This is a genomic window from Martinezella sp. CNPSo 3732, assembly GCF_057784515.1.
This window is the reverse complement of record NZ_JBXSOO010000006.1, coordinates 159,076-185,082: the sequence shown is the minus strand read 5'-3', so window position 1 is coordinate 185,082 and position 26,007 is coordinate 159,076. Positions and strand designations below refer to the sequence as shown.

The following is a 26,007-nucleotide window of genomic DNA, read 5'->3' as shown; positions in this document are numbered from 1 at the left end:
CAATCAGCCCTCGGCAGCGTCCCGAACGTGCAATTGTAGTTCGGGCTCCTGCGCGTGCTGCTCCTCGGTCAATTCGGCTTCGCGAATCCACTCACGCCAGATGGCAACGATGATAGCCATCAGGACCGGGCCGATGAAGAGCCCGAGAAATCCCATGGTCTTCACGCCGCCCACTAGGCCGAAAAAGGTGGGGAGGAAGGGCAGCTTGATCGGACCGCCGACAAGCTTGGGACGAAGCGTCTTATCGACAATGAAAAGTTCGATCGTGCCCCAGAGGAAGAGGGCGATACCCGCCCAAAGCGAGCCGCTGGCGACGAGGTAGATCGACACAAGCGACATCGAGAGCGGTGCGCCGCCCGGCACGAGAGCCATGACGCCGGTGAGAACGCCGAGCGTGATGGCCGATGGAGCGCCGGCAATCCAATAAGCCACACCGAGAACGATGCCTTCACCGATGGCGATCAGTGTCATGCCCATGACGGTGGAACTGATCGTCGCCGGTACGACCCGCGAAATCCGCTCCCAGCGATTGGGAAGGATACGTTCGCCGAGCAGATCGACTTGACGAACGAAGGTCGAGCCGTCGCGATAGATGAAAAACAGCGCGATCAGCATGAAGAGCAGGGTCAGCACGACATGGAATGCACCACCACCGGCTGCAAGCACTGCTCTGTAGATATTGCCAATATGGGCACCGCTTACCAGCTGCGCCAACTCGCCGAGCGAGCCTGGGCTGCCGACATATTGCGTCCATTGCTCGCCGAGCCACGAACCGACGACCGGCAAAGCGAGAATCCATTGCGGCGGCGGCGCACCCTCGCGGTTCACATGGATTGCCCAGCTGAACCACTCGCGCACCTCACCAGCCATATAGATGGCGGATAGGACGATGGGCAGAACAAGGAAGGTGACGATGAATGCGATGGCGATGGTGGCGGCGAGTGTCGTATTGCCGCCGGTACGGCGCACGATATCGCTATAAAGCGGCCAAGTGGCGAAGCCGATCACCGCTGCGGCCAGAACCGGAACGAGAAAGCCGTAAAAGAAATAGATGCCGGCAATCGCAATCAAAATCAGCAGCCAGCGCGCCGCGGAAATGGATGGAATCAAAGGCATGCGCGCATGCGCGCTCGGCCCCAGCCACCGGTGTTCCTTTGGCTTATGACGTTCAAATACACCCACCGGTCTTACTTCGCCCCTCTTTACTAGATCATCCGGTTATGGGGTATGATCTAGGCCGTTTCAAGAGCAACGGCTTCACGCTTCTTATTCAGTCGTCATGACAATAGCACGACTGGCCTGCGCGTCGCGATGAAGTTAGCAAGAGGTGGCGAAGCATCTTGACGCAAAAGACTATGTTTTCTGCGTCAGATATCCAGGTCTTCGGCAAAGGCAGCGCGCTCCTGAATGAAGCGGAAGCGAGCATCGGCCTTGGTACCCATCAGGTTATCGACGGCATCGCGGGTGCCTTCGAAATCCACTTCGTCGATCTCGACGCGCAGCAGCGTGCGCTTGGCCGGGTCCATCGTGGTTTCCTTGAGCTGGGCCGGCAACATTTCGCCCAGACCTTTGAAACGGCTGATCTCGACCTTGCCTTTGCCCTTGAATTCCGTTGCCATCAACTCCTGCCGGTGGGCGTCGTCGCGGGCATAGATCGATTTCGAGCCCTGGGTGATCTTGTAGAGCGGCGGCACGGCCAGGAACAGATGGCCCTGACGGATCAGCTCAGGCATCTCCTGGTAGAAGAAGGTGATCAGCAGCGAGGCGATATGGGCACCGTCGACGTCGGCATCCGTCATCACGACGATGCGCTGGTAACGAAGGTCTTCCTCGCGGTATTTCGAGCGCGTGCCGCAACCGAGCGCCTGCACCAGATCGGCAATCTGCTGGTTGGCGGAGAGCTTCTCGCGACCAGCGCTGGCGACGTTGAGGATCTTGCCGCGCAGCGGCAGGATCGCCTGATTCATGCGGTTGCGCGCCTGCTTGGCAGAGCCACCGGCCGAGTCACCCTCGACCAGGAAAAGTTCCGCGCCAGCGGCGGAGTTCTGCGAGCAGTCGGCCAGCTTGCCGGGCAGGCGCAGCTTGCGCACAGCCGTCTTGCGATTGACTTCCTTTTCCTTGCGGCGGCGCATGCGCTCCTCGGAGCGCTCTATCACCCACTCCAGCAGCTTCTCAGCTTCGGCCGGATTGTCGGTAAGATAATGGTCGAAAGGGTCACGCAGAGCGTTTTCGACGATGCGCTGAGCTTCGACCGTCGCGAGCCTGTCCTTGGTCTGGCCGACAAATTCCGGTTCGCGGATGAAGATCGACAGCATGCCGACGCCCGAAATCATCACGTCGTCGGTCGTGATATTGGCCGCACGCTTGTTCTGGGTGAGATCGGCGTAGCTCTTTAGCCCCTTGGTCAAGGCGATGCGCAGGCCCGCCTCATGCGTGCCGCCTTCCGGGGTCGGAATCGTGTTGCAGTAGGAATGGATCTGTGGGTCGCCGCCATACCAGGTGATCGCCCATTCGAGCGAGCCGTGGCCGCTTTCCTTCTCCGACTTGCCGGCAAAGATTTCGCGGGTGACGGTGAACTCATTGCCCATCGTCGCCTTGAGATAATCCTTCAAGCCGCCCGGGAAGTGAAAGACCGCCTTTTCCGGAACATCGGCGCCTTCAGGTGCCAACTCTGGGTCACAGCCCCAGCGGATCTCGACGCCGCCGAACAGATAGGCCTTGGAACGGGCCATGCGGAAAACGCGGGCCGGATCGAAGCGGGCGTGATCGCCGAAGATCTGTGGATCGGGATGGAAGCGGACGCGGGTGCCGCGCCGATTATGCACGTCGCCCAGCTCTTCCAGGCCGCCGACCGGCAGGCCCCGCGAGAAGCGCTGGCGATAGAGTTTGCGGTTACGGGCAACTTCGACTTCCAGGTCGTCCGACAGCGCATTGACGACGGACACGCCGACACCGTGCAGACCGCCCGAGGTTTCATAAGCCTTGCCGTCGAATTTGCCGCCGGCATGTAGCTTGGTCATGATGACTTCGAGCGTCGATTTGCCAGGCACTTGCGGATGGTTTTCCACAGGAATGCCGCGACCATTGTCCGTGACGGTCAAGTAGCCTTCCCGATCGAGATAGACTTCGATGAAATTGGCGTGACCGGCCACGGCCTCGTCCATCGAGTTGTCGATGACTTCGGCGAAAAGGTGGTGCAGCGCCTTCTCGTCCGTGCCGCCGATATACATGCCGGGACGCATACGGACAGGCTCGAGCCCCTCGAGAACACGGATGGAGCTTGCGCCATATTCCTCTGACGAGGAAGTCGTCGGAACCGCGCGCTGTGCGGGCGCAGGAGCCGGCTTTTCTGTCTTTACGGCCGGCTTTTCCGCTGCCTCCGGCTTGGGGGAGCGGGGGAGTCCGGAGAAGAGATCGTTGCTATTGTCCATAGAATTTCAAGCTGCTCAGATTTGTTCTGGTGGGGCCAGACCCCTTCATTATCGCATTTGTCGCCGCTATTCGCGAATCATCGTGATTCTGCCAGAAACAGCGCACAAGAGCGATGGCGCCCCACGATGGGGCAGATTCTTGAAAGAGATTTGCGTTGCCGGGTGACGAATGGCAAGCCCGATGGCCGACCGGAGGAAGTATCCGCATGCCAATGTCCACAGCTCATTTGCCCGTTCTGTCCGCAATCTCGGGCATCTTGTTACTGGCGACCGCCTCTGGAGCCTCTGCCGAGATGCTCAAGCCATTCAAGGACGAACTGTTTTCCAACCAGACGGTAATCGAAAGCCACGATAACGGTGCGTTTCAGACGATCGATTACCAGGAGATGCGTGACATCAACGGCCGCGACCAGATTCCGGAAAAGCGCGTCAAGCCTGCCTATGTTGATACCGGCGTACGCTGGAAGGCGCAGGAGGACGAAACGCTTGAGATCGGTGACCGCAAGGTCGATGTCACCCGCATAGGTCCCGCATCGAAGCAGGCGTTTACCGTGATCTTCATCCATGGCCGCGGCGGTGACCGTCGGCTCGGCTCCAACGACTATACATTTGGCGGTAATTTCAACCGGCTGAAGAATCTCGCCTATCGCAACGGCGGCACCTTTTACGCACCGAGCGTCAGAGGTTTCGACAGCAATGGCGTCGCCGATATCGCCGCGCTGATCCGCTACTCTTACGAGCAATCGGGCGGCAAGCCCGTCATCCTGACCTGCGCCTCCATGGGCAGCTTCATCTGCTGGGGCATCACCCGCGATGCCGAAAGCGTCAAGCGGCTGAAGGGCATGGCAATCCTGAGCGGTGTCACCGATCCGGATTTCACCAAGAGCGCTTTCTACAAGACAAAGCTGCCGCTCTGGTTCACGCATGGCAGCAAGGATCCGGTCTATGCGGCTGCAGACCAGCAGGCCTTGTTTGAGAAGCTTTACAAAGCGCATTATCCGACACGCTTCACGCTTTTCGAGACCGGCAATCATGGAACGCCCGTCCGCATGACCGATTGGCGCAAAGTGCTCAACTGGATCGTTGATCCGCAAGCGTCTTAAACGCTGGCGCGATCCGACTTATTTTCCGGATAAGCATTTTTCAAACGATTTGAGCTGGTTTCGGCCGCATTCGATAACTTTCCTTTCCCTTTCCTTTTTGTTAGTCCGAAGCTGGATCAAGGGGGAGAATATCGGAATGACGAAGACCATACGGCCGCTTCTGGCCGGAAACTGGAAGATGAACGGCACGCGCGCGAGCCTGGATCAGATCAAGGCGATCGCGGACGGCGTCAAGGCGCCGCTGTCGGAGAAGATCGATACGCTGCTCTGCCCCCCGGCCACCTTGCTCTATGTCGCGACCGCGCTTTGCGACGACAGCCCGCTCGCCATCGGCGCCCAGGATTGTCACCAGCAGGTCAGCGGCGCCCATACCGGCGATATTTCGGCCGAGATGATTGCCGATTGCTTCGGTACCCATGTCATCGTCGGCCATTCAGAGCGGCGCAGGAACCATGCCGAAAGCGATATGCTGGTGCGCGCCAAGGCGCAGGCGGCGCACGATGCCGGGCTGATCGCCATCATCTGCGTCGGCGAAACGGCTTACGAGCGCAATAGCGGCCAGACGCTCGAGGTGCTGAAGCGGGAGCTCGTAGGCTCCATTCCGGATGGCTCCACGGCGCAGACGACCGTGATCGCCTATGAGCCAGTCTGGGCGATCGGCACTGGCGTGGTTCCAACCCAGGAAAACGTCGAGGAGGCACATGCCTTCATCCGTGCCGAGCTCATCGAGCGCTTTGGCAAGGAGGGGGCGAATATGCGAATCCTCTATGGCGGATCGGTCAGCGGCGCCAATGCACGCGACCTTCTGGATGTTCCGCATGTCAACGGTGTGCTTGTCGGCGGCCAGAGCTTGAAAGCCACCGATTTTCTCGCCATTTATGCCGCATTCGAACGGCAGTTCGCCTGAAGCAACAACTTGCCCGGAGTTCCGGCCTTAAAAGGGCTTGGAATAGGCGAGAGCCTCATGTAAAGAGCCGCGAGCTTTTATTTTTGATGCCCGCACCGGGCAGGACTGGATCTATGCAAACCGTACTGCTTGTCATCTATCTCATGATCGTCGTCGCCCTTATCGGCGTGGTGCTGATTCAGCGCTCCGAAGGTGGCGGCCTTGGAATCGGCGGCGGATCGGGCTTCATGTCTGCGCGCGGTACGGCCAATGCGCTGACGCGCACCACGGCCATTCTTGCGGCGCTGTTCTTCGCGCTCGCGCTCGGCATGAACGTGCTATCCCGCTTCGAAGCTCGTCCGACGGATATTCTCAACCGTATTCCGAGCACGGCCGGCCAGGGCAACGGTATCCTCGATTCGCTTGGCGGCCAGAAGGGTGCTGCTCCGGCAACCACCCAGCCGAAGCCGGCCGACAATAGCGGTGTGCCGAACAGCGGTGCTGTCGCTCCGCAGTCGCAGGCGACACCGCCTGCCGCGACGAATGAGGCAACTCCTGCCCAGCAGGCTCCGGCCGCAACCGGTCAGCAGACCGCGCCGGCGACGACGACTCCTGCGCCGACCGACAACGGCGGCGTCCCGACCGGCAAGTAATCCCGGTCGTCGAAGATCATCCCCGGCAGGTCCTCGGATCTGCCGGTTTTGTTTTGTCCATATTCCGCATTCTGTAGCCAAAATTCCGGAAACGAATTTTAGGGCTAGCGGAATCATTTGTGAAAAGGTATCCGGTGACTCCCATGGCGCGATATGTATTCATCACTGGCGGCGTGGTTTCTTCCCTCGGAAAAGGAATTGCGGCTGCGGCTCTCGGAGCGTTGTTGCAGGCTCGTGGTTATCGAGTTCGCCTGCGCAAACTCGACCCCTATCTGAACGTGGACCCGGGCACGATGAGCCCGACCCAGCACGGCGAGGTCTTCGTCACCGATGACGGAGCGGAAACCGACCTCGATCTCGGCCACTACGAGCGCTTCACCGGCCGCTCGGCCACCAAGACCGACAACATCACCACCGGTCGCATCTACAAGAACATCATCGACAAGGAACGCCGTGGCGATTATCTCGGCGCGACCGTTCAGGTCATTCCGCACGTCACCAACGAGATCAAGGATTTCGTGACCGAAGGCAATGACGAGTATGATTTCGTCATCTGCGAGATCGGCGGCACGGTCGGCGATATCGAAGCCATGCCTTTCATGGAAGCGATCCGCCAGCTCGGCAACGACCTGCCACGCGGCACGGCCGTCTACGTTCATCTGACACTGATGCCCTATATTCCGGCTGCCGGCGAGCTGAAGACCAAGCCGACGCAGCATTCGGTCAAGGAACTGCAGGCGCTGGGCATTCATCCCGACATTCTGCTCGTGCGTGCGGACCGTGAAATTCCCGAAGCCGAGCGCCGCAAGCTTTCGCTGTTCTGCAACGTGCGGGAATCTGCCGTCATTCAGGCGCTCGATGTTGCGAACATCTATGATGTGCCGATGGCTTACCACAGGGAAGGCCTTGACAACGAGGTGCTGGCCGCCTTCGGCATCGAGCCGGCTCCGAAGCCGCGTCTGGAACAGTGGGAAGAGGTCTGTAATCGCATCCGCACGCCGGAAGGCGAGGTGACCATCGCCATTGTCGGCAAATATACCGGCCTCAAGGATGCCTATAAGTCGCTGATCGAAGCGCTGCACCATGGCGGCATTGCCAACCGGGTCAAGGTCAAGCTGGAATGGATCGAATCTGAGGTCTTCGAAAAGGAAGATCCAGCGCCTTATCTCGAGAAGGTTCATGGCATTCTCGTGCCTGGCGGCTTCGGCGAGCGCGGTTCCGAAGGCAAGATCCTGGCTGCCCGTTTCGCGCGCGAACGCAAGGTGCCGTATTTCGGCATCTGCTTCGGCATGCAGATGGCCGTCATCGAAGCGGCCCGCAATCTGGCCGGTGTCGAGCATGCCTCGTCGACCGAGTTCGGCCCTACCAAGGAACCTGTCGTTGGCCTGATGACCGAATGGCTGAAGGGCAACGAACTGCAGAAGCGCACCGCATCGGGCGATCTCGGCGGCACCATGCGTCTCGGTGCCTATAAGGCGGCCCTGAAGAAGGGCACGAAGATTTCGGAAATCTACGGCTCCACCGATATTTCGGAGCGCCATCGCCACCGCTATGAAGTCAACATCGACTACAAGGATAAGCTGGAAGATTGCGGCCTGACCTTCTCCGGCATGTCACCGGACGGCGTGCTGCCTGAGACGATCGAATATGCGGATCATCCATGGTTCATCGGCGTCCAGTATCACCCGGAACTGAAATCCCGTCCCCTGGAACCGCATCCGCTGTTCTCCAGCTTCATCGAAGCGGCGACGGAACAAAGCCGGCTGGTATAGAGCGCTTCACCGAAGTGCTCTACATCTTTGCTTTTACGCAGTTCCGGATGGAAAACGGCTACGCACTTTTCCCGGAACTGCTTTGAGGACTGCAAATCGCTTGCGGTAGTCGCTCGGGCTTACCGCAAGCCTCTCCCGAAAATGATGGCGCATGGTGGCGAGCGATCCAAATCCGCTTGCCACTGCCACATCGTCAAGCGAAATGGCCGCCTGTTTCTCCAGCAAATCGCGAGCACGCCGCAGCCGCTCGCTGAGCAGCCATTCACCCGGCGCCATGCCGGTGGTCGCCTCGAAACGGCGCTGGAAGGTCCGAACACTCATGCCGGCCCGCGCTGCAAGCGCGGAGATGGGTTGATCTTCCTGCAAACGCTCGCGCATCCATTCAAGCAGGGGGCCCAAACGCGCGCCCTCGCGCTGCCTCAAAACCGGCGTCTCGATATATTGCGCCTGGCCTCCTTCGCGATGGGGTGGAACCACCAGGCGGCGGGCGACACTGTTGGCGACATCCGGTCCGAAATCCCGGCGCACGACATGCAGGCAGAGATCGATGGCAGCGGCACTGCCGGCGGCGGTCAGCACCTTGTCTTCATCGACATAGAGAACATCGGCGTCGACTGATATGTCCGGATAGCGCGCGGCAATGGAATCGACATAGCGCCAATGCGTCGTCGCCTTGCGGCCCGCAAGCAATCCTGCGGCGGCGAGGACCGCGACGCCAGAGCAGAGAGACATGATGCGGACGCCACGGCGGCTCGCCGCTTGGAGCTCGGCAATCAGAGGGGCAGGGACTGCCGTGCCTATACCACGCCAACCAGGCACGACGATCAGATCGGCATCGGCAATGACCTCGAGGCCATGATCGACCTGCACCGTCAGCCCACCCGCGGCGCGCAGTGGGCCTTCCTCGATCGCGCAGGCGGAAAAGCGATACCAATCCTCACCTATCTCCGGTCGCGGCAGGCCGAAAATTTCGTAGGCGACACCGAATTCGAAGGTGCACAGCCCGTCATAGATGAGGGCAACGACATGGGGGGCGCGGAGATTGGGGTTATCTGAGTTTGGCATGATATCGACGCTATATGGCATTTCGGCCAATTTCAACCACGGGATCGCTCAGGCATGAATGCACCGAAGCAAAGAAGGAGCGTTCCATGTCGCTAGTCAGTGAAATCCCTGCCGCAGATCCCAGTCTCGTCGCCGAACACTATGCCAAGAGGCTCGGCTTCGAAACCGATTGCTCCGACGTCCACCAGTCCATGACATCGGGCAAGGTCGATTTCGTCCTGCTCGATGTCCGCGGCCCTGCCATGTTCCAGGAAAAGCATATCCCCGCTGCGATCAACTTGCCGCATGGCAAGATGACCGCCAGGAAGATGGCGGAATGGCCTGACGATACACTCTTCGTCGTCTATTGCGCCGGGCCGCATTGCAATGGCACCGACAAGGCGGCTTGGCGCCTGGGCACGCTCGGCAAGCGCGTGAAGGTCATGATCGGCGGCATGACCGGCTGGGCCGATGAGAGTTATCCGTTCGAGAAGGGCTGAGCACGAGGGCAGAGCTGGCATATGTCGGGTCTGCCCGTTTTTGCGACACTGCAAAAAACTTCGGCATCTACGTCATTTACCTGTCGCGCCGCTTTCCTTTCCGTGACACTGTGCGAGTAAGCATAACGGGAACAAAAGTATGATCCTCAATCCATTTGATGATGGCGTCGAGCGGCCGAAAGCGAAGATCGCCATCACCTTCACGCTGCTGATCGCTTTCAATATTGCCGCGTGGGCTTGGGCCTGGGTTGCCTTTGAAGACCGCCCGTCTTTGCTCGGTATTGCGCTTCTTGCCTATATGTTCGGCCTACGCCACGCTTTCGATGCCGATCACATCGCCGCCATCGACAATGTCGTGCGCAAGCTCATTCAGGAAAAGAAGCAGCCTTATGCCGTCGGCTTTTTCTTCTCGCTCGGTCATTCCTCGATCGTCGTGATCGCCTCGATCCTGATTGCCGCCACAGCCGCTGCCATGCAGAGCCAGCTCGATTCCTTCCACGATATCGGCGGCGTCATCGGTACGACGGTTTCAGCGGTCTTTCTGCTGCTGATCGGCATTGCCAATCTCTTTGTCCTCAAAGGTGTCTGGTCCGCCTTCAGACGGGCGCAGAGGGGTGAGCGGATCGCAGAGGAAGACCTCGACACGCTGCTTGCCGGCGGCGGATTTCTGGCACGCATCTTCCGTCCGATGTTCAAGGTCGTGACGCGTTCCTGGCATATGTATCCGATCGGCTTCCTTTTCGGCCTCGGCTTCGATACAGCAACGGAAATCGGGCTTCTCGGCATTTCGGCCGCTCAAGCCGCGCAGGGCATGTCTTTCTGGACCATACTGGTCTTCCCGGCGCTGTTCACCGCCGGCATGTCGCTGATGGATACGCTGGATAGCACGCTGATGACGGGTGCCTATGGCTGGGCCTTCGTCAAGCCCGTGCGCAAGCTTTGGTACAATCTGACCATCACCGCGGCGTCAGTCGTCGTCGCCGTCTTCATCGGCGGCATCGAGGCCCTGGGGCTGATTTCCGACAAGCTCGGCCTTGAAGGCGGCTTCTGGAGCTTCATCGGCGAACTCAATGACAATCTTGCCAATTTCGGTTTCGCCGTCGTCGGCATTTTCCTGCTGAGCTGGCTGGTTTCGACCGTGCTCTACAAAGTCAGAGGCTACGACAACTTGCAGATCAATCGTTCATGACGCATCATCGTCCCAGGGATCGGGCATACCGTGACTGGAAATCGCCGTCCGCGGCTCCAGTTATAGGCGATGAGGGGCCACAATCATGATCCACACAAGCAATGTTCGCAGCCTGGCGCTGGCAGCAGGCAGCCTATGCATCGTCAGTGCCGGCACGGCTTCCGCGCAAGCCGTCACGAATTGCCCGTTGCAGCCTGCTGTCAGCGCGACGCGCCAGATCTTGAATTGCGAAGCTGGACTTAGCATCATCGTCGAGCGCGGCGCGCACTATCGGCTTGCGGATCGGAACCGTGATGGCCATGTGGATGCTCTTGTGCTCGACGGCAAGGCAGCGCTGATCGATGTGGATGCCGGTCGCGTTCGGGGCGGATTCGAAGTGGTGACGCCACAGGCAATCGCCGCCGTGCGCGGCACGCGATGGGCCGTCGACGTGAAGCGGGGCAACGCGTCTGTGCTTGTCTTGCGTGGCCGCGTCGCTGTCAACAAGATATCGACCGGGCAAGGGGTCACGCTCGGCCAAGGGCAAGGCGTCGATGTCGATCGCAGCCGCTTCCCATTGCGTGTCATCCAATGGGGACAGCCGCGCATAAACGCTCTGATGGCCCGCCTCGGTCAATGAGATCGCGACGCCATGCGCCGACCACCGCTGCAGACGTTGATTGCGCTTCTCTTGACTGCCGTCTGGGGACTGAGCCTCGGCATCGCGCATCTGCGCGGCGACATCCCCTTTGTCGACGGCGCCGAAGCGACGCTCACGAACCTCCGCAATACGCTCGGCGGCAGCTTACAGCCACCCGATCTCGTCACGATCGTTGCCATAGACGATGAGACGTCGCGTATGGCGGGACACTATCCTTTGCCTCGCGCCACGCTCGCCAAAATGATCGATGCCATCACCGCACTGGGGCCGAAAGCCGTCGCGCTCGATCTGCTCCTGGTCGACGCCGGCGACAATGCCGACGATGCGGCATTGGAACAATCGCTCAAGCGGACCAAGGTTGTGCTGGCTGCGGCCGGTATCTTTCCTGAAAGCCGCCAGCGCGTCACGGAAGATAGCAAGGAACCTCTCGCCCGCGTGCCCAGTGCGCTGCAATTCCTCGAACCACAGCAGCGGTTCGCCGATGTCGCAAGCTATGGGATCGTCAATGTGCAGACTGACAAGGCGGGCACGCCGCGTTTCGTGCCGCTGCTGTTTCGCAGCGGCGAGCGGATCGAACCATCCTTTTCGCTGCGTGTCGTTTCCACCGCAACCAACGAGCAGACAACCGTCATCTCCGATCATATCAAGATCGGTGACAGGTCCATCCAGACCGATACCGGCTATCTCATGCCGCTCTCCTTCTACGGCCCGCGCGGCACGATCCGCGCCGTCAGTGCCAGTGCTGCGCTCAATGGGCAATTGCCGGAGGCTGCGATCAGGGATCACATCGTCGTTATCGGCGCGACTGTTACCGGCGGTGGCGATGTCTTTCCAACACCCTTCGATCCCGTTCTGCCTGGTATCGAAGTGATCGCGACCTCAATCACGCATCTGATTGCAGGAGACGGTCTGGTGCGCGACCGCAACATTCGCTTCATCGATCTCTATTTCGCCATCGGTTTGCCGCTGCTTGTTGTCGGCCTTCTCTCCTGGCAACGCAGCACCATCGGGCTGATAACAGTCCTCGGCGTCATGCTCATCTGGTTCGCGATCAATGTCAGCGCCTTCAAGCATGGGGTCTGGCTGAGTGCCGCCCTGCCGATTGCCGCGACCATGCCGCCGGCGCTGCTGTTCGGCGCAGCACAGCTTTGGTTCGACCGCAGGCGAGCCACGCGCTTCGCCGAGCAAAGCGAGCTCCTGCAGCGCATCGAGGCGCCCGGCCTTGCCGAACATCTCGCCCGTGATCCCGATTTCCTCGCAAGCCCGGTGCATCAGCAAGCTGCTGTCGTCTTCATTGATATTAACGGTTTCACGGGTCTCAGCGAAACGATCGGCCCGGCTGCCGTACGGGAACTCCTGAATGGCTTCTATAATCTCGTCGAGGAGGAAGTGACTGCATGCGGCGGTGCCATCACCAGCTTCATGGGCGATGGAGCGATGATCCTTTTCGGCTTACCGCAGCCGAAGCCGAGCGATCCCGCCGATGCCGCGCGTTGTTGCATTCGTTTGGCCGAGCGGATGAGAGGCTGGCTCTCGGCGCTGCCGGAGACGGTCGCGTCTCGCATCGGCTTCAAGATCGGCGCGCATTCCGGCACCATCGTCGCCTCTCGGCTGGGTGGTGGAGGTCGCCAGCAGATCACGGCAACTGGCGACACCGTCAACATCGCCAGCCGCCTGATGGAGGTCGCAGCCAGCAATCGCGCCGAAATCGCCATCAGCGACGAACTGCTGCTTTCCGCCGGTCGGGACAGCGCGCCTTTCAGTGAAGGGAGCCTCGATGGCCCGATCGAAACAGGCTTGCGTGGTCGCGCCGGGACCTTGGCCATATGGCTCTGGCGCAGCCGGCCGTGATCAAACCAGCCTCGTTTGTCTGGTTTCATTCGTTCCACATCGGAATGATCGAAATCACCAGCAGGCACGCAAGAGAGATATTGACCACCCGCCACTGCCATGCCGTTTTCAGCAGACGCCCGAGCATCTGCCCGAGAAGGCACCATACGGCGAGCGAGAAGGCTGCAATTAGGCAGAAGGTCAAACCGAGCAGAATTCCAAGTCTGATGGGACTTTCTGTCAACGCAGCGAAAGAAGCGGCAGCCCCCATCGTCATCGCCCAGCCCTTGGGATTGTGCCAGAGCATCCAGACGCCGGCAAGGAAGCCTGTCGGCCTCACCATCTGCCCGGCCTCGTGCGGCTGGCCGCTTCTGCCGATTCGAATAGCAAGCCAGATCAAATAGAGCGAGCCCAGCGTCTTCATGGCAATTTGCAGCATCGGCAAGGCCATCAAAACGCCACTCAGCCCAGCTGCCGCCGCACCGGCCATCGAGCCCAGGCCGAAGGCAAAGCCGCCTATGACCGGTATGGACCGGCGAAAGCCGAAGTGAGCGCCGGATGCTGTCGCAAGCGTGGTCGCACCGCCCGGCGTTATGGTGGAAACCAATGCGAAGAGTAGCAGCGACAGCAAGGGTTCGATCGTCATATCCAGCCTTTCTCTAATTGAAAAGGCATAGGCGGCGCTCCAGCATCATGAAATCGAATATTGAAGGATCGATGCATTAGCAATTATAATGCCTGCATGATCCGAAACTTTGATATTGCCCTCATCAGAACCTTCGCCACCGTTGCCGATCAGGGCAGCATGACAATTGCTGCCAATATGCTGCATATGACTCAGGGCGCCGTCAGCCAGCAGATCAAGCGGTTGGAGGACATGCTCGGCTGCGCCTTGTTCGAGCGTTATAGGCGCGGATTGCGGCTGACGGAAGCAGGCGAACGGCTGCGCGGCAATGCCCGTCGCCTATTGGCGTTGAACGACGAGATCTGGGACGACATGACGGAAAGCACGATTCGCGGCGGCGTCCGGCTCGGCGTTCCCTATGACCTTGTTGGAGCGACGCTGGCGCCCGTGCTGAAATCCTATGCCGAGCGCCATCCGCAGGTGGAGATTTCGCTGGTCTGCGCTTCATCACCAGAACTGCTGAAAGAGCTGGGGAAGGGAGCTATCGACCTCTGCGTGGCGGAGGAACCATACGGCACGTCGAAGGGTGAATGTCTTGCTGTGGAACGGCTCGTCTGGGTCGGAGCGAAGACCGGCAATGCCCATCGCAAGGTGCCGCTGCCGATCTCGATGGTCGCCGATACTTGTGCCTTCCGGTCGTCCGTCTTTGCAGCGCTCAGCAAGGATGGTCTGCGCTGGCGGACGGTTTTCGAGAACGGCAATATCGAGGCGACCACGGCAACCGTGCGTACGGATCTGGCGGTCACTGCCTGGCTCGCTTCGACCGTGCCGACTGATCTCGATATTCTCACCGTCGAGCAGGGTCTGCCCGAATTGCCAGTCTTTTCGATCAATCTGCATTTGCCGAAAAGTGGTGCGACGCCGCAGGCATTGGAGCTGGCCCGCCATGTCCGTGAGGGCATGATGCGGCCGCGCCAATCCGAGGCCGCCTAAGTTCCGTCTTCCGATAGACTGGCCTATGCCGCCTTCGGCAGTGGGCCGACATAGCGCGACTGCGGGCGGATCAGGCGTCCGTCAAGCGTCTGTTCGCGGGCATGGGCGATCCAGCCGACCGTGCGGCCGATCGCGAAGACGCCGGTGAAGGAGCTGCGGGGGAAGCCAAGGGCATCGAGCAGCAGGGCGGTGTAATATTCAACATTGACGTCCAAGGGACGATCCGGCTTGCGCTCTTTCAACAGCGTCAGTGCTGCCGTCTCGATCGCTTCCGCCAAGGCGATACGTCCGGCATCTGCCTGTCCGCTGGCAAAGATCGGCTTCAATGCCGTCTTCAGCGCATCCGCGCGCGGATCGCGGACGCGATAGACGCGGTGACCGAAACCCATCAGCCGCTCGCCACGATCGAGGGCGCCAGACAACCATGCGCGGGCATTTTCCGGCTTGCCGACACCGTCAAACATGTCGAGGACAGGGCCGGGTGCGCCGCCGTGCAGAGGGCCTTTAAGGGCGCTGATTGCGGCAAGCACCGAGGAGGTGAGGCCGGCATGGGTCGAGGCGATGACGCGGGAGGCGAATGTGGATGCATTCAAGCCGTGATCGGAAATCGTCACCAGATAGGCATCGAGGCCTGCCGTCTGCTCTGCCGTCGGCAATCGACCCGTCAACATGCGTAGGATATCGGCCGATTGCGAGAGCGAGGCATCCGGCGCGATCGGCGCATCGCCCTTCTGCAATCGCAAGACGGCCGGCAGGAAAACGGCCGGTGCCGCCATGAGGCGGATCGCGGTGGCGAAATCCTCACCGTCAGCAACGCGCGCCAGCAAGGCTCGCACGGCATCCACCGGCGGCAGCGTGAGGACAGCAGCATCGGCAGCCTCCACATGCGCAAAAAGCGCAGCACGAGCCGCGCCGAGCTGGGTTCGGATAGAAGCTGCGTCGATATGTTCGTCAAACAGGCCATCCAGCAGCAGCGCCGCAACATCCTCAAAGCGGCTGGTCGCCACCAGATCATCGAGCGACACGCCGCGGATGATCAGGCGACCGGCAGCGCCGTCGACGTCGGACAGCTTGGTTTCTGCGGCAATGACATCTTCAAGACCACTTTTCATTACGGTTCTCCTTTGACTATCCGATTAGATCGGATCTATTCCTATTGACGTCAATCTTGATGCAATTGATCAATATGAGGGCCGATGAGCTGGCTGACGGCAGAGCAGGCGTTGAACCTGCTGGGAACGAAATCACAGACGCTCTACGCCAATGTCAGCCGCGGGCGCATTCGCGCGAAAGCCGATCCCGCAGATACGCGGCGCAGCCTCTATTTCGCCGATGACGTCAAGCGACTGGCCACCCGTCATGCCGGACGGCGCAAGACCGAGACGGTGGCCGCCGAGGCTATTCAATGGGGCGATCCGGTATTGCCATCGGCGCTGTCGACAGTTTCGAACGGCAGGCTTTTCTATCGCGGCAAGGACGCGGCGATGCTTGCTGAAAGCGCAAGCCTCGAAGATATCGCACGGCTGCTGTGGGACATGAAGCGGCCGTTGCGATTCGAGCAAAGCGAGGCGTGGCGGAGGCCGCCTTCCCTGAATAGCGCTTTCTCCATGCTTGCCGAGCGCATAACGGGCGATCTGCCGTCACTCGGACGCTCGCTTCCGGCCCTTCAGAACGAGGCCGAAAGCGTATTGGGCACGGTGGCTGAAGCCTTGGCTCCCGGTGCGTGCAATCAACCGCTGCATCGACGCCTTGCCGCTGCCTGGAATCGCCCCGATGCCGAGGATTTGATCCGCCGTAGCTTCGTCTTGCTTGCAGATCACGAGCTGAACGCTTCGACTTTCACTGCGCGGATCACGGCGTCTGCAGGCGCCACGCTGTCCGCCGCCACGCTATCCGGCCTCTCCACGCTGACGGGTCCGCTGCATGGCGGTGCATGGCAGAGCGTGCGCACGCTAATCGCGCGGGCAGCCACGACAGGCGTGGATGAAGCGGTCCGCAGCTATCTGGCGGAAGGGCGGCCATTGCCGGCTTTCGGCCATCAGCTTTATCCCGATGTCGATATCCGCGGAGAGGCTTTGCTTGGCTGCTTCACGCTGCCACCGCTTTTCGCCAAGGTTCGCGATGTCGGCGAGCAGCTGATCGGTGAGCGGGTCAATGTTGACTTCGCTTTGACGGCGATGATCCACGCCTATCATCTTCCGGAGGATGCGCCGCTGATCATTTTCGCACTCGCCCGCTCGGTCGGCTGGCTTGCGCATGCCATGGAGCAGGCCACCAGCGGCAGGCTCATTCGGCCGCGTGCGCGTTATGTCGGTCCGCCGGTACCATGATCTCATTCTTACCGAGCGCAGGCGCTTTCTGCTCAACTCACCGGCAGGTGATAAACGGCTTCGACATTGTGGCCATCGGGATCAAGAATGAAAGCGCCATAATAGTTCGGATGATAATGGGGTCGCAGACCCGGAGCACCGTTATCGATGCCGCCGGCGATGATCCCGACCCGATGGAACTCATCGACGAGCCCTCTGTTTGGGGCGGCAAAGGCGATATGGGCGCCTGTTTGCAGAGCACCGCGCTGACCAATCCAGAAGAAAGCCTTCTGGCCGATACCATAACCCGCAAATCTTTCGCCTTCGGCATAAAGACGCTCTATGCCGATAGAGCGCAGTATCGTGTCATAAAAGATCTTCGATCGCTCGAGATCGCGAACCCCGATCGTCACATGATCAAGCACATCACCCTCCAAAAGTGAGATTGAGCTCTACTACCGCTGACCAACGGCGCCTGCGTCGCGGTCGGCAAGCGCGACCCAGCCGATGACGAGTTTGCGGTTGGCAATCAGCCAGATTGTCGCCAGCGCGATCAAACCCACGACGATATTGGCGGCGGCGAAGAGAATGGGGGCAAGTTGCGTGACAGGGCCGACATCGCCACGTTCGACAAGGCGCATCGGGGCAGTCGCCAGTGCCGTTGCGCCGAAGGTGAAGGCCCAATAGGCGGGGCTGAAGCCCTCCTTCATGATCCAGGGCAGAAGGCGCAACATGATCAGAGCCTGCAGCAAGCCATAGCCGATCATTGCATGGACGAGCATATCGGGAGGGCCTTGCGTGACGCTGATATAGGCTAGCGCACCGACGGCCGGCGGAGCCAGCTGAATTCCGAGGGTCGGCCTTAGTGGCGGTGCCAGCGCCGGTCCCGTCAGCAGGCGATGTAGCAGAGCGGATTCGATGGCAAGCCAGGCGAAGAAGCCGGCGCCGAAGAAAAGCTGCGCCCATTGCGGGAAGCCCAATGCGGCGCCGACGATGGCGGTCACGAAGCTGCCGGCGACGCTTGGCAGATAGAGCACCGCTGTCGTCGTGGCGATATCGCGCTCGCCCTGCCAGAGCCCTCCGGTACGCCAGACGGAGAAGGCCAGTGTGTAGACGGCGCCGATCAGGAATATGGTTTCGGCGCCGATACGCGAATAAGGCAGGAGGCCCCCGGCCACCAGCATAGTCGCGACCCCGACAAGGCCGATGAAGCAGCATTGGACAGGGTGCGCCACTTCCTTGAATGCCTCCTCGCGCGCCACCATCCATTTCAAAGCATAGAGCACGATCAGCACCAGCCAGACGGCCAGCGTAATGAAGGTGAGAACTTCCCCGACAAGTGCCGGCAGGTGCCAGATGCGTGCGCCCACGCGCCAGGCATTGGCGAGACCGGAAAGCCCCAGAACCACACCGAAAAAAGAAGCTGGAACCAGCGGTAATTTCAAAGACGCAGCCATATGCCCCCTTTGACGCCCTGTATGAGCGCCGCCCCAAAGAGAATAATGCAAAGAACCCGAGACCGATGCTAAATCATTGATGCGAATGGGAGAGCAAAATACAGCTTTCCTCGAAGCCGGCAAAGCGCGATCATGGTGAAAAGCCGGAGGTTTGACCAAGCGATATCACAGATGCGTGAACGGGCGAATTTTTCTTCGCTGTCCGGCCTGTGCATAGCTCGCCCGTCATTTGTTCATTGGAAAATACTGCGAAATGTCTCTATTGAACATTCAAACGATTAAAACCGTCCTAGGAGACTGACATATGCAAATCGGAATGATTGGCCTTGGCCGTATGGGCAACAACATGGTGCAGCGCCTGATGAGAGGCGGTCACAGCGCGGTTGTTTTCGATGCGCGTCCGGAAAGCATCGCGGGGCTTGAGCAGCTCGGCGCCACCGGCAGCAAGTCTCTCGCGGATTTCGTATCGAAACTTGCAAAGCCACGCGTCGTCTGGCTTATGTTGCCGGCTGCAATCGTCGATCAGGAACTGGCCGCGATCGTCCCGTTGCTGGAAGAGGGCGACATCGTCATCGATGGCGGCAACTCCTATTATCACGACGATATTCGCCGCGCCGAAGAGCTGAAGCCGAAGGGCATCCATTATGTCGACGTCGGCACCAGTGGCGGTGTTTTCGGCCTTGAGCGCGGCTATTGCCTGATGATCGGCGGCGAAAAGGAAACTGTCCAGCATCTCTCGCCGATCTTCGCAACGCTCGCTCCCGGCGTCGGTGATGTCGCTCCGTCGGCAATGCGCTCCGAAGAGGCTGCCAAGAACAGCACGGCAGAGCAGGGCTACCTGCATTGCGGCCCGTCCGGCGCCGGCCATTTCGTCAAGATGGTCCACAACGGCATTGAATACGGCCTGATGGCCGCCTATGCCGAAGGCCTGAACGTGCTGCGCCATGCCAATATCGGCAAGCAGGACGCGGAGAAGGACGCAGAAACCGCGCCGCTCTCGCACCCGCAGTATTATCAGTATGATCTCGATATCGCCGAAATCTCCGAAGTCTGGCGCCGCGGCAGCGTGATCACCTCCTGGCTGCTCGATCTGACGGCCGACGCCCTGCATGGCGACGCAGCCCTTTCGCAATATGCCGGACGCGTGTCCGACTCCGGCGAAGGCCGCTGGACGATCTCGGCCGCGATTGACGAAGGCGTTCCGACGCCGGTGTTGAGCGCTGCGCTTTACGGCCGCTTCGCTTCGCGTGGCAATGACGATTACGCCAACAAGGTTCTCTCCGCCATGCGCGCCGGCTTCGGCGGCCACCATGAGAAGCCGGTAAAGTAATTGATTGGCCTATCGATCTGATGATTGCGAGCCGGGTGGTTCAAACTTCCTGGCTTTTGCTTGCCCGCTTTTATTGTCTTGCTGCCTCCAGCAGGAAAACCGCGCTAAGCACTTTTCCGGGGGTAACTTCAGTCCAGCAGATCGGGTCGCAGGACTATGACCGGAGTGGGCGAGCCTATATCAAGCTGCGGCGCATGCGGCGGGCGCACGACCAGGCAGTCCGCGCGCGAAAAGACCTTCATCATCGACGAATCCTGCTTCGAGAAGGGCTCGGCGAGCCAGCCGCCATCGGCAGCTTTCGTCAGTGTTGCGCGCACATAATCCTGTCGCTGATCGTTGGCGGCGAAGGGCACGGCGGCGCGCGCGATGCCTTCGCGCTTTACCGGGGGTAAGGATGCGAGCTTTCTTATCAATGGCTCGAGAAAGAGCAGGCCACAGACGAGGCTGGAAACGGGATTGCCGGGAAGGCCCAGGACATGCATGTCGCCGAGGCTACCGACCATCAGCGGCTTGCCGGGGCGCATGGCAATGCGCCAGAAATCCAGCTTCATGCCTGCAGCGACCATTGTCGCCTGCACCAGATCGTGATCACCAACAGAGGCGCCGCCGAGCGTGACGATGATGTCGGCCTTGGCCACCTGCGCACGGCCGATGGCCGCAGTAATCTCGTCGCTGTCGTCGGCGACGATGCCGAGATCAAGCACATGCGCGCCTGCATTGCGGGCCAGTGCAGCGATGCCGAACGTGTTGGACGCGATGATTTTCGATGGCCCCGGTTCATTGCCGGGTGCCACGAGTTCGTCGCCGGTCGCCAGAATGGCGACCAGCGGCCGCCGGTAGACATCCAATGCCGGATGGTTCATGGCCGCGGCGACCGTAAGGCGGGAAAAATCCATGACGGTGCCGGCGGGAAGCACCGATTCGCCTTCCAGGAAATCCTGTCCGCGCGGACGAATATGCTGGCCCCTGCGCAAGGGATAGGTCGTGCGGATGCGATCACCCTCCAAGCGCTCCGCATCCTCCTGCAGGAGAACCGAATCAGCACCTGTCGGAACCGGCGCACCGGTGAAGATGCGAACCGCTTCGCGCTTGCCGACGCTACCATCGAAGGCATGGCCCGCGGCGGAGGCGCCGATGACCCGCAGTTCCGAACCAGGCCCCGCCGCATCCTCGAAGCGCAGCGCGTAACCATCCATCGCCGATGCGTCGAAAGGCGGCTGTGTCAGGCGGGCCGTCAGATCTTTGGCCAGAACCCGGCCTTCGGCCATGTCGAGCGGAACGCTTTCAATACGATGAATCGGCGCCGCACTGTCCAATAGGCGTGCCTGTGCGTCGGCAACGGGTAACAGGCTCATAGATCAGGCCCCCGAATGGCGGAAATCCCCCGACTTGCCGCCGGACTTCTCCAATAGAGTGATACCGCCGATTTCCATACCACGGTCGGCGGCCTTGGCCATGTCATAGATCGTCAGACAAGCGACGGAAACCGCCGTCAGCGCTTCCATCTCGATTCCCGTGCGGCCGGTGAGCTTTGCCGTTGCAGTGACACGGAGCCCGGGCAGGGCGGCATCCTCTTCGATATCGACGGCGACCTTCGTCAGCATAAGCGGATGGCAAAGCGGGATGAGATTGCTGGTCTGCTTCGCCGCCATGATGCCGGCAAGCCGCGCCGTGCCGATGACATCGCCCTTCTTGGCGTTGCCGTCGCGGATCAGCGCCAGGGTCTCCGGCTTCATCCTGACGTAGCCGGTAGCCGTGGCGCTGCGGGCCGTCTCGGCCTTGTCGCCAACATCGACCATATGAGCTTCGCCCGACGCGTCGATATGCGTAAGACCGGCCTTCTCGGTGCTCATTTCACTCGGCCGCCAGAATGCCGGTTTCGCCGTTCAGCAGCAGTTTCGTTGCCGCCGTCACATCGTCCTTGCGCATGAGGCTTTCGCCGACAAGGAAGGTGCTGATGCCGACGGCCTCGAGGCGCTTGCAGTCGGCATGGGTAAAGACGCCGCTTTCGCCGACCAACAGCCGATCATCCGGCACCATGGATGCCAGGTTCTCGCTAACCGTCAAACTGACTTCGAACGTGCGCAGATTGCGGTTGTTGATGCCGATCAGCGGAGAGGAGAGTTTTAGCGCACGATCCATCTCTTCAGCATCGTGCACCTCTACTAGCACGTCCATGCCGAGGCTGAACGCTTCATCCTGGAGACGCTCGGCATCGTCGTCCGAAAGCGAGGCCATGATGAGGAGGATGCAATCGGCACCCCAGGCGCGCGCTTCCTGCACCTGATAGGTATCGAACATGAAGTCCTTGCGCAGTGCCGGCAGCGCGCAGGCCGCGCGGGCAGCCGTGAGAAACTCGGGGGCGCCCTGGAAGCTCGGCGTATCCGTCAGCACCGAAAGGCAGGCTGCACCACCGGCCTCATAGGCCTTGGCGAGGGCAGGCGGGTCGAAATCCGGACGGATCAAGCCTTTGGATGGGCTTGCCTTCTTGATTTCGGCAATCAGGCCGAACGCGCCAGAATCCTGTTTGGCGAGCAACGCCTTGTGAAAACCGCGCGGCACGGACTGTTCAGCCTGCATCGCTTGGAGATCGGCAAGGGAAAGCCTGGCCTTGGCAGCGGCGATCTCTTCGCGCTTGTAGGCTTCGATCTTTCTAAGGATATCGGTCATAACGTCCTAGTCCTGTTCTTCCTCGTTGGAAACGGCGATAAGCTTTTCCAACGCAACGGCGGTGGCGCCGCTATCGAGCGAATGGGCCGCGAGCTTCATGCCATCATGAAGCGTTTCAGCCTTGCCGGCAATGACCAGAGAGGCGGCCGCATTGGCAAGGGCGATATCGCGATAGGCATTCTTTTCGCCGGCGAGCACAGCACGAAGAGCTGCAGCGTTGGCTACGCCATCCCCACCCTTGAGATCGGCAAGGTCGGCATGTTGCAGGCCGAAATCTGATGGTGTCAGCTCGAAGCTGCGGATGTTGCCGTTTTCCAGGGCCGCGACGGAGGTCTTGCCGGTCGTCGTGATCTCGTCGAGACCATCCCCGTGCACAACCCAGACACTCTCCGCGTTGAGATCCTTCAGCACCTCAGCCAGCGGCAATACCCATTGCGGCGCGAAGACGCCCAGCAGCTGGCGACGGGCGCCGGCAGGATTCGAAAGCGGGCCAAGAAGGTTGAAGATCGTCCGTGTGCCGAGCTCGACACGCGAAGGGCCAACGTGGCGCATGGAGGAATGATGCAGCTGCGCGAACATGAAGCCGATACCGGCTTCCCGAATGCAGCGAGCAATCGTCTCCGGACCGATATCGAGCTTGATGCCCAACACGGACTGCGTGTCGGCGGTGCCGGCCTTGGAACTTTGGGCACGATTGCCGTGCTTGGCGACGGGCACGCCCGCGCCGGCAACGATAAACGCTGCCAGCGTCGAGATATTGTATGTGCCAAAGCCATCGCCGCCGGTGCCGACGATATCGATCGCATCGGCAGGCGCTTCCACCGGCAGCATCTTGGCGCGCATGGTCGTCACGGCGCCGACGATTTCATCCACCGTCTCGCCGCGCACGCGCAACGCCATGAGAAATGCACCGATCTGCGACGGCGTGGCCTCGCCCGACATCAGGATTTCGAAAGCCTGCCGGGCTTCGTCCCGCGTCAGCGCCTCGCGATTGGCAACCTTGGCGAGGAAAGGCTTCAATTCTGTCATTGACGATCCATCCTCCCGTATGGGTCTAGCGGGACATCGCCTGTTCGGCGAGGCTCTGGTTGACCGTGACGGCATATTTGGACTGCAGCTGGCTGACCATCTGGTCGAGGATGTCATCGCCCGCGGCGTTGGCGATCTGGGCCACCTGCTGATCGTCGTTGCTGAGAGCATCCGTTGTCGGATTGTCGTTGACATCGGTGACCTTGAGCAGGATCTGCGTCGTGTCATCGGCGCCGACGGCGTTTGCGGCCGTATCGACGGGACCGGAGAAGGCGGCAGCGATGCCGCCGCGGCCCAGAACCGGATCATCCGTCGAACGCGTGATGCCGGTCTTGCTTTCAACGGCGATGCCAAGCGGCGCTGCGATATCGGCAAGCGACTTGCCCTTCTGCGCCGCCTGCTTCAGCTCGGCTGCCTTGGCGGCCAGTGCAATCTTCTGCTGTTCGGCGGTCCAATCGGCGACGGCCTTTTCCCGCACCTCCGCAAGCGGGCGATCGTGATCGGGCGTGATGTTCGTCACGTCGTACCAGATATAACCATCATTGCCGACCGTCAGCGGAGCCGGATTACCGCCCTGATCGGCCTTGAAGACTTCCGAGATCAGCTGCTGGCGAGCCGGCAGATCCTTGATCTCATTGCCGTTCTGATCGAGGCCGGTCTGATCGATCGCATCTATGGTGACAAGCTTCAGCTTGAGCTGCGAAGCCGCCTCTTGCAGCGATGCGCCGGAGCCGCGCAAGTCTTCGAACTTGTCGTGGACACTGATGATTTCATTGGCAGCATTGCCGAGCGCGATCTGCTTGCGAATATCTTCCTTGACCTCGTCGAAATTCTTGGCTGTTTCGTTCTTCACATTCGTCACACGCAGGATGACCGGACCGAACGAACCGTCCACGACGGGCGTGATGCCGCCTTCCTTGGAGACGGCGAAGGCTGCCTCGGCAACGGACTTGTCCGGAACCTGATCCTTGTTGAAGGTGCCAAGCAGCACGTCGGACGGCTTTTTGCCCTGGTCGGAGACGAGCTGATCGAAGGTGGTTCCCGTCTTCAGCGCATCGGCGGCCGCATTGGCGAGATCCTTGTTGGCGAAGGTCAGCTGCTCGATGGTGCGCGTTGCCGGCGTGGTGAAGCTGTCCTTGCGCTTGTCAAACTGCGCGTGCACTTCGTCATCCGTAACACTGGCAGTATCGGCGATATCCTCGGCCTGCAACTTCACAAAAGCGAACTTGCGGTATTCAGGCGCGCGATATTTCGACTTCACACCGTCGAACCACTTCTGCAGTACGTCGTCGGCCGGTGCCTTGACGGGATCGATATTGGCGTTGGTCAACAGCAGATAATCGATGCTGCGGGTCTCGTTGTGATATTGCTTGACCGCATCGGCAAGAACCGCCGGGGCGACAAAGCCGTTCGAGACAGCCTCAACGATCTGGCCACGGATCGCGACCTTGCTGCGCTCCTTGATATAATCATCGGGCGATATGTTGCTGTTGCGCAGAAGCGTATCGAATTTTTGACGGTCAAAGGCGCCGTTCGCAGCCTTGAAGGCCGGATCGTCGCCGATGAGCTTGGCTAGGCGGTCTTGCGAGAGGCCGAGGTTCATGTCGGCGGCAAGCTGATCGAGCGAAGCGCCGGCGACAAGCTGCGCCACCGTCTGCTGTCCGATACCGAAGGCGCGAGCCTGCTCGGGCGTGATTTGCATGCGCAGTTGCTGACTGATCGCCTGGATCTGGCGGCGATAGGCGAGGCGGAACTCGTTTGTATCAATGTGCTGATCCCCGACCGTGACAACGGTATTGCTGCCGCCGCCCGTGATGAGGGACCGCTCGACGCCCCACACGCCGAAGGCTGCCGCAAGAAGAAGCAACAAACCCTTGGCAACCCAGGTCTGGGCGATTTTTCTCAGCACGTCGAACATCGGAAAGCAAACCTCGTCATCATCAAGTCTTCGCCCGCAGGCGAAACAATCGGAGTTCCTTAGAACAATCCGAACCGGAATTGAAGAGCCAGTGGGGAAATCGCCTGACGAGCTGCAGCCATGCCGGAACCTTTGAGAAGCGGCAGCGTTCTAGCAATGCGGAAACATAAGGAGCACACGATGGCAGAGACCAAATCAGCCTCTACTCAGTCGTCTTCGGCGCGAGCACAGACGGAAACGGCAATGGAGGATCTTGCCGCCCAGGTCGCGGCGTTGCGCGACGATCTGGCAAAGCTGTCACAAAGCGTGGCGGCTGTGGGGCAGGGAGCGAAATCTGTCGTCGCAGAAGAAGCCCAGGAGATCACAGAGCAGTTGCGCGAGAGGGTTCGTGAAGAGCCGATTTTCATGGTCGCTGCCGCAGCCGGCATCGGCTATCTGATCGGCCTTCTGAGCCGACGCTAGGCAGGACGAACTCTCGATCGGCGGGCGAGCCCCACGAGCCACTGCAGCTGCGAAACTGCCGAAAAGGCGCGGACGATTCGTTCGCGCCTTTTCAATTGGTAACGACTGCGAGCGCCTGCGCCCAGGAATTGCAGGATAGGTGCGCTGCACTACAACCGAATCCTGC

At 60.4% G+C, this 26,007-nt stretch carries 24 protein-coding genes; 12 read left to right on the top strand and 12 right to left on the bottom strand.

Translation table 11 applies throughout. From position 1 onward, the window contains the following. Nucleotides 1-3: 3 nt before the first annotated feature. Together AC13RM_RS14445 and parE are read right to left on the bottom strand one after the other, a co-directional pair. Nucleotides 4-1,182 (bottom strand): AI-2E family transporter, encoded by a 1,179-nt coding sequence (locus AC13RM_RS14445; RefSeq protein ID WP_113229837.1) that lies wholly within the window; start codon nt 1,180-1,182, stop codon nt 4-6. A gap of 185 nt (nt 1,183-1,367) precedes the next feature. Continuing rightward, the gene (parE, locus tag AC13RM_RS14440) at nt 1,368-3,431 is read right to left on the bottom strand and encodes a DNA topoisomerase IV subunit B (RefSeq protein ID WP_113229838.1); all 2,064 of its coding nucleotides are present in this window, start codon (nt 3,429-3,431) and stop codon (nt 1,368-1,370) included. A gap of 206 nt (nt 3,432-3,637) precedes the next feature. Between parE and AC13RM_RS14435 the strand changes: the two genes are divergently transcribed. The 4 genes from AC13RM_RS14435 (at nt 3,638) to pyrG (ending at nt 7,845) form a co-directional block, all read left to right on the top strand. Further along, nucleotides 3,638-4,534 (top strand): alpha/beta hydrolase, encoded by an 897-nt coding sequence (locus AC13RM_RS14435; RefSeq protein ID WP_113229839.1) that lies wholly within the window; start codon nt 3,638-3,640, stop codon nt 4,532-4,534. A 136-nt stretch (nt 4,535-4,670) separates the two neighbouring features. Beyond that, on the top strand, nt 4,671-5,441 hold the full coding sequence (tpiA, locus tag AC13RM_RS14430) for a triose-phosphate isomerase (RefSeq protein WP_488555214.1): 771 nt from the start codon (nt 4,671-4,673) through the stop codon (nt 5,439-5,441). Nucleotides 5,442-5,554: 113 nt separating this feature from the next. After that, complete coding sequence (secG, locus tag AC13RM_RS14425; RefSeq protein ID WP_113229840.1) at nt 5,555-6,073, top strand: preprotein translocase subunit SecG; 519 nt, start codon at nt 5,555-5,557, stop codon at nt 6,071-6,073. Nucleotides 6,074-6,207: 134 nt separating this feature from the next. Continuing rightward, nucleotides 6,208-7,845 carry a CTP synthase gene (gene pyrG / locus AC13RM_RS14420; protein ID WP_015339947.1) on the top strand — a complete coding sequence of 546 codons (1,638 nt, stop codon included), beginning with the start codon at nt 6,208-6,210 and terminating at the stop codon, nt 7,843-7,845. A gap of 33 nt (nt 7,846-7,878) precedes the next feature. Here pyrG and ftrA read toward each other — a convergent pair whose 3' ends face one another. After that, nucleotides 7,879-8,931, bottom strand: a complete 1,053-nt coding sequence (gene ftrA, locus AC13RM_RS14415) for a transcriptional regulator FtrA (RefSeq protein ID WP_113229841.1) — start codon at nt 8,929-8,931, stop codon at nt 7,879-7,881. 65 nt (nt 8,932-8,996) lie between these two features. Here ftrA and AC13RM_RS14410 point away from each other — a divergent pair, with 65 nt between their 5' ends. The 4 genes from AC13RM_RS14410 to AC13RM_RS14395 all read left to right on the top strand — a co-directional run bounded on the left by AC13RM_RS14410 (nt 8,997) and on the right by AC13RM_RS14395 (nt 13,069). Further along, the gene (locus tag AC13RM_RS14410; protein WP_113229842.1) at nt 8,997-9,389 is read left to right on the top strand and encodes a rhodanese-like domain-containing protein; all 393 of its coding nucleotides are present in this window, start codon (nt 8,997-8,999) and stop codon (nt 9,387-9,389) included. A 139-nt stretch (nt 9,390-9,528) separates the two neighbouring features. Then, complete coding sequence (locus AC13RM_RS14405) at nt 9,529-10,578, top strand: HoxN/HupN/NixA family nickel/cobalt transporter (RefSeq protein WP_113229843.1); 1,050 nt, start codon at nt 9,529-9,531, stop codon at nt 10,576-10,578. Nucleotides 10,579-10,663: 85 nt separating this feature from the next. Then, on the top strand, nt 10,664-11,197 hold the full coding sequence (locus tag AC13RM_RS14400; RefSeq protein ID WP_488555213.1) for a FecR domain-containing protein: 534 nt from the start codon (nt 10,664-10,666) through the stop codon (nt 11,195-11,197). Nucleotides 11,198-11,209: 12 nt separating this feature from the next. Beyond that, the gene (locus tag AC13RM_RS14395; protein WP_488555212.1) at nt 11,210-13,069 is read left to right on the top strand and encodes a CHASE2 domain-containing protein; all 1,860 of its coding nucleotides are present in this window, start codon (nt 11,210-11,212) and stop codon (nt 13,067-13,069) included. A 25-nt stretch (nt 13,070-13,094) separates the two neighbouring features. Here the strand turns inward: AC13RM_RS14395 and AC13RM_RS14390 are convergent, their stop codons facing one another. Next, on the bottom strand, nt 13,095-13,694 hold the full coding sequence (locus AC13RM_RS14390; protein ID WP_374822034.1) for a LysE family translocator: 600 nt from the start codon (nt 13,692-13,694) through the stop codon (nt 13,095-13,097). A 96-nt stretch (nt 13,695-13,790) separates the two neighbouring features. Here AC13RM_RS14390 and AC13RM_RS14385 point away from each other — a divergent pair, with 96 nt between their 5' ends. Beyond that, a complete protein-coding gene (locus AC13RM_RS14385; RefSeq protein ID WP_488555211.1) occupies nt 13,791-14,666 on the top strand; it encodes a LysR family transcriptional regulator in 876 nt (291 codons plus the stop codon). 23 nt (nt 14,667-14,689) lie between these two features. On the opposite strand, the gene AC13RM_RS14380 is transcribed toward AC13RM_RS14385, so the two are convergent. Continuing rightward, on the bottom strand, nt 14,690-15,778 hold the full coding sequence (locus AC13RM_RS14380; protein WP_374822040.1) for a citrate synthase/methylcitrate synthase: 1,089 nt from the start codon (nt 15,776-15,778) through the stop codon (nt 14,690-14,692). 84 nt (nt 15,779-15,862) lie between these two features. Here AC13RM_RS14380 and AC13RM_RS14375 point away from each other — a divergent pair, with 84 nt between their 5' ends. Continuing rightward, a complete protein-coding gene (locus AC13RM_RS14375; protein ID WP_374822043.1) occupies nt 15,863-16,996 on the top strand; it encodes a citrate synthase in 1,134 nt (377 codons plus the stop codon). Nucleotides 16,997-17,028: 32 nt separating this feature from the next. Here AC13RM_RS14375 and AC13RM_RS14370 read toward each other — a convergent pair whose 3' ends face one another. Together AC13RM_RS14370 and tehA are read right to left on the bottom strand one after the other, a co-directional pair. After that, nucleotides 17,029-17,400 carry a VOC family protein gene (locus AC13RM_RS14370; protein WP_285177147.1) on the bottom strand — a complete coding sequence of 124 codons (372 nt, stop codon included), beginning with the start codon at nt 17,398-17,400 and terminating at the stop codon, nt 17,029-17,031. A 30-nt stretch (nt 17,401-17,430) separates the two neighbouring features. Next, on the bottom strand, nt 17,431-18,432 hold the full coding sequence (gene tehA, locus AC13RM_RS14365; RefSeq protein ID WP_374822048.1) for a dicarboxylate transporter/tellurite-resistance protein TehA: 1,002 nt from the start codon (nt 18,430-18,432) through the stop codon (nt 17,431-17,433). Between the two features lie 304 nt (nt 18,433-18,736). Between tehA and gnd the strand changes: the two genes are divergently transcribed. After that, nucleotides 18,737-19,762 carry a phosphogluconate dehydrogenase (NAD(+)-dependent, decarboxylating) gene (gnd, locus tag AC13RM_RS14360; RefSeq protein ID WP_015339934.1) on the top strand — a complete coding sequence of 342 codons (1,026 nt, stop codon included), beginning with the start codon at nt 18,737-18,739 and terminating at the stop codon, nt 19,760-19,762. A gap of 128 nt (nt 19,763-19,890) precedes the next feature. On the opposite strand, the gene AC13RM_RS14355 is transcribed toward gnd, so the two are convergent. The 5 genes from AC13RM_RS14355 to AC13RM_RS14335 are packed head-to-tail and all read right to left on the bottom strand — an operon-like array spanning nt 19,891 to nt 25,379. Next, nucleotides 19,891-21,117, bottom strand: coding sequence for a molybdopterin molybdotransferase MoeA (locus AC13RM_RS14355; RefSeq protein ID WP_374822053.1), 1,227 nt, complete (start codon nt 21,115-21,117; stop codon nt 19,891-19,893). A gap of 3 nt (nt 21,118-21,120) precedes the next feature. Continuing rightward, nucleotides 21,121-21,615 carry a cyclic pyranopterin monophosphate synthase MoaC gene (gene moaC / locus AC13RM_RS14350; RefSeq protein WP_374822056.1) on the bottom strand — a complete coding sequence of 165 codons (495 nt, stop codon included), beginning with the start codon at nt 21,613-21,615 and terminating at the stop codon, nt 21,121-21,123. A gap of 1 nt (nt 21,616) precedes the next feature. Beyond that, nucleotides 21,617-22,432, bottom strand: coding sequence for an indole-3-glycerol phosphate synthase TrpC (gene trpC, locus AC13RM_RS14345; RefSeq protein WP_374822059.1), 816 nt, complete (start codon nt 22,430-22,432; stop codon nt 21,617-21,619). A gap of 6 nt (nt 22,433-22,438) precedes the next feature. Next, entirely contained in the window at nt 22,439-23,461 is a 1,023-nt protein-coding gene (gene trpD, locus AC13RM_RS14340) for an anthranilate phosphoribosyltransferase (protein ID WP_374822062.1), read from the bottom strand. 25 nt (nt 23,462-23,486) lie between these two features. Next, on the bottom strand, nt 23,487-25,379 hold the full coding sequence (locus tag AC13RM_RS14335; RefSeq protein WP_374822065.1) for a peptidylprolyl isomerase: 1,893 nt from the start codon (nt 25,377-25,379) through the stop codon (nt 23,487-23,489). Nucleotides 25,380-25,559: 180 nt separating this feature from the next. On the opposite strand from AC13RM_RS14335, the gene AC13RM_RS14330 reads away from it, so the two are divergent. Then, complete coding sequence (locus AC13RM_RS14330) at nt 25,560-25,841, top strand: hypothetical protein (protein ID WP_095434909.1); 282 nt, start codon at nt 25,560-25,562, stop codon at nt 25,839-25,841. The last annotated feature ends 166 nt before the right edge of the window (nt 25,842-26,007 follow it).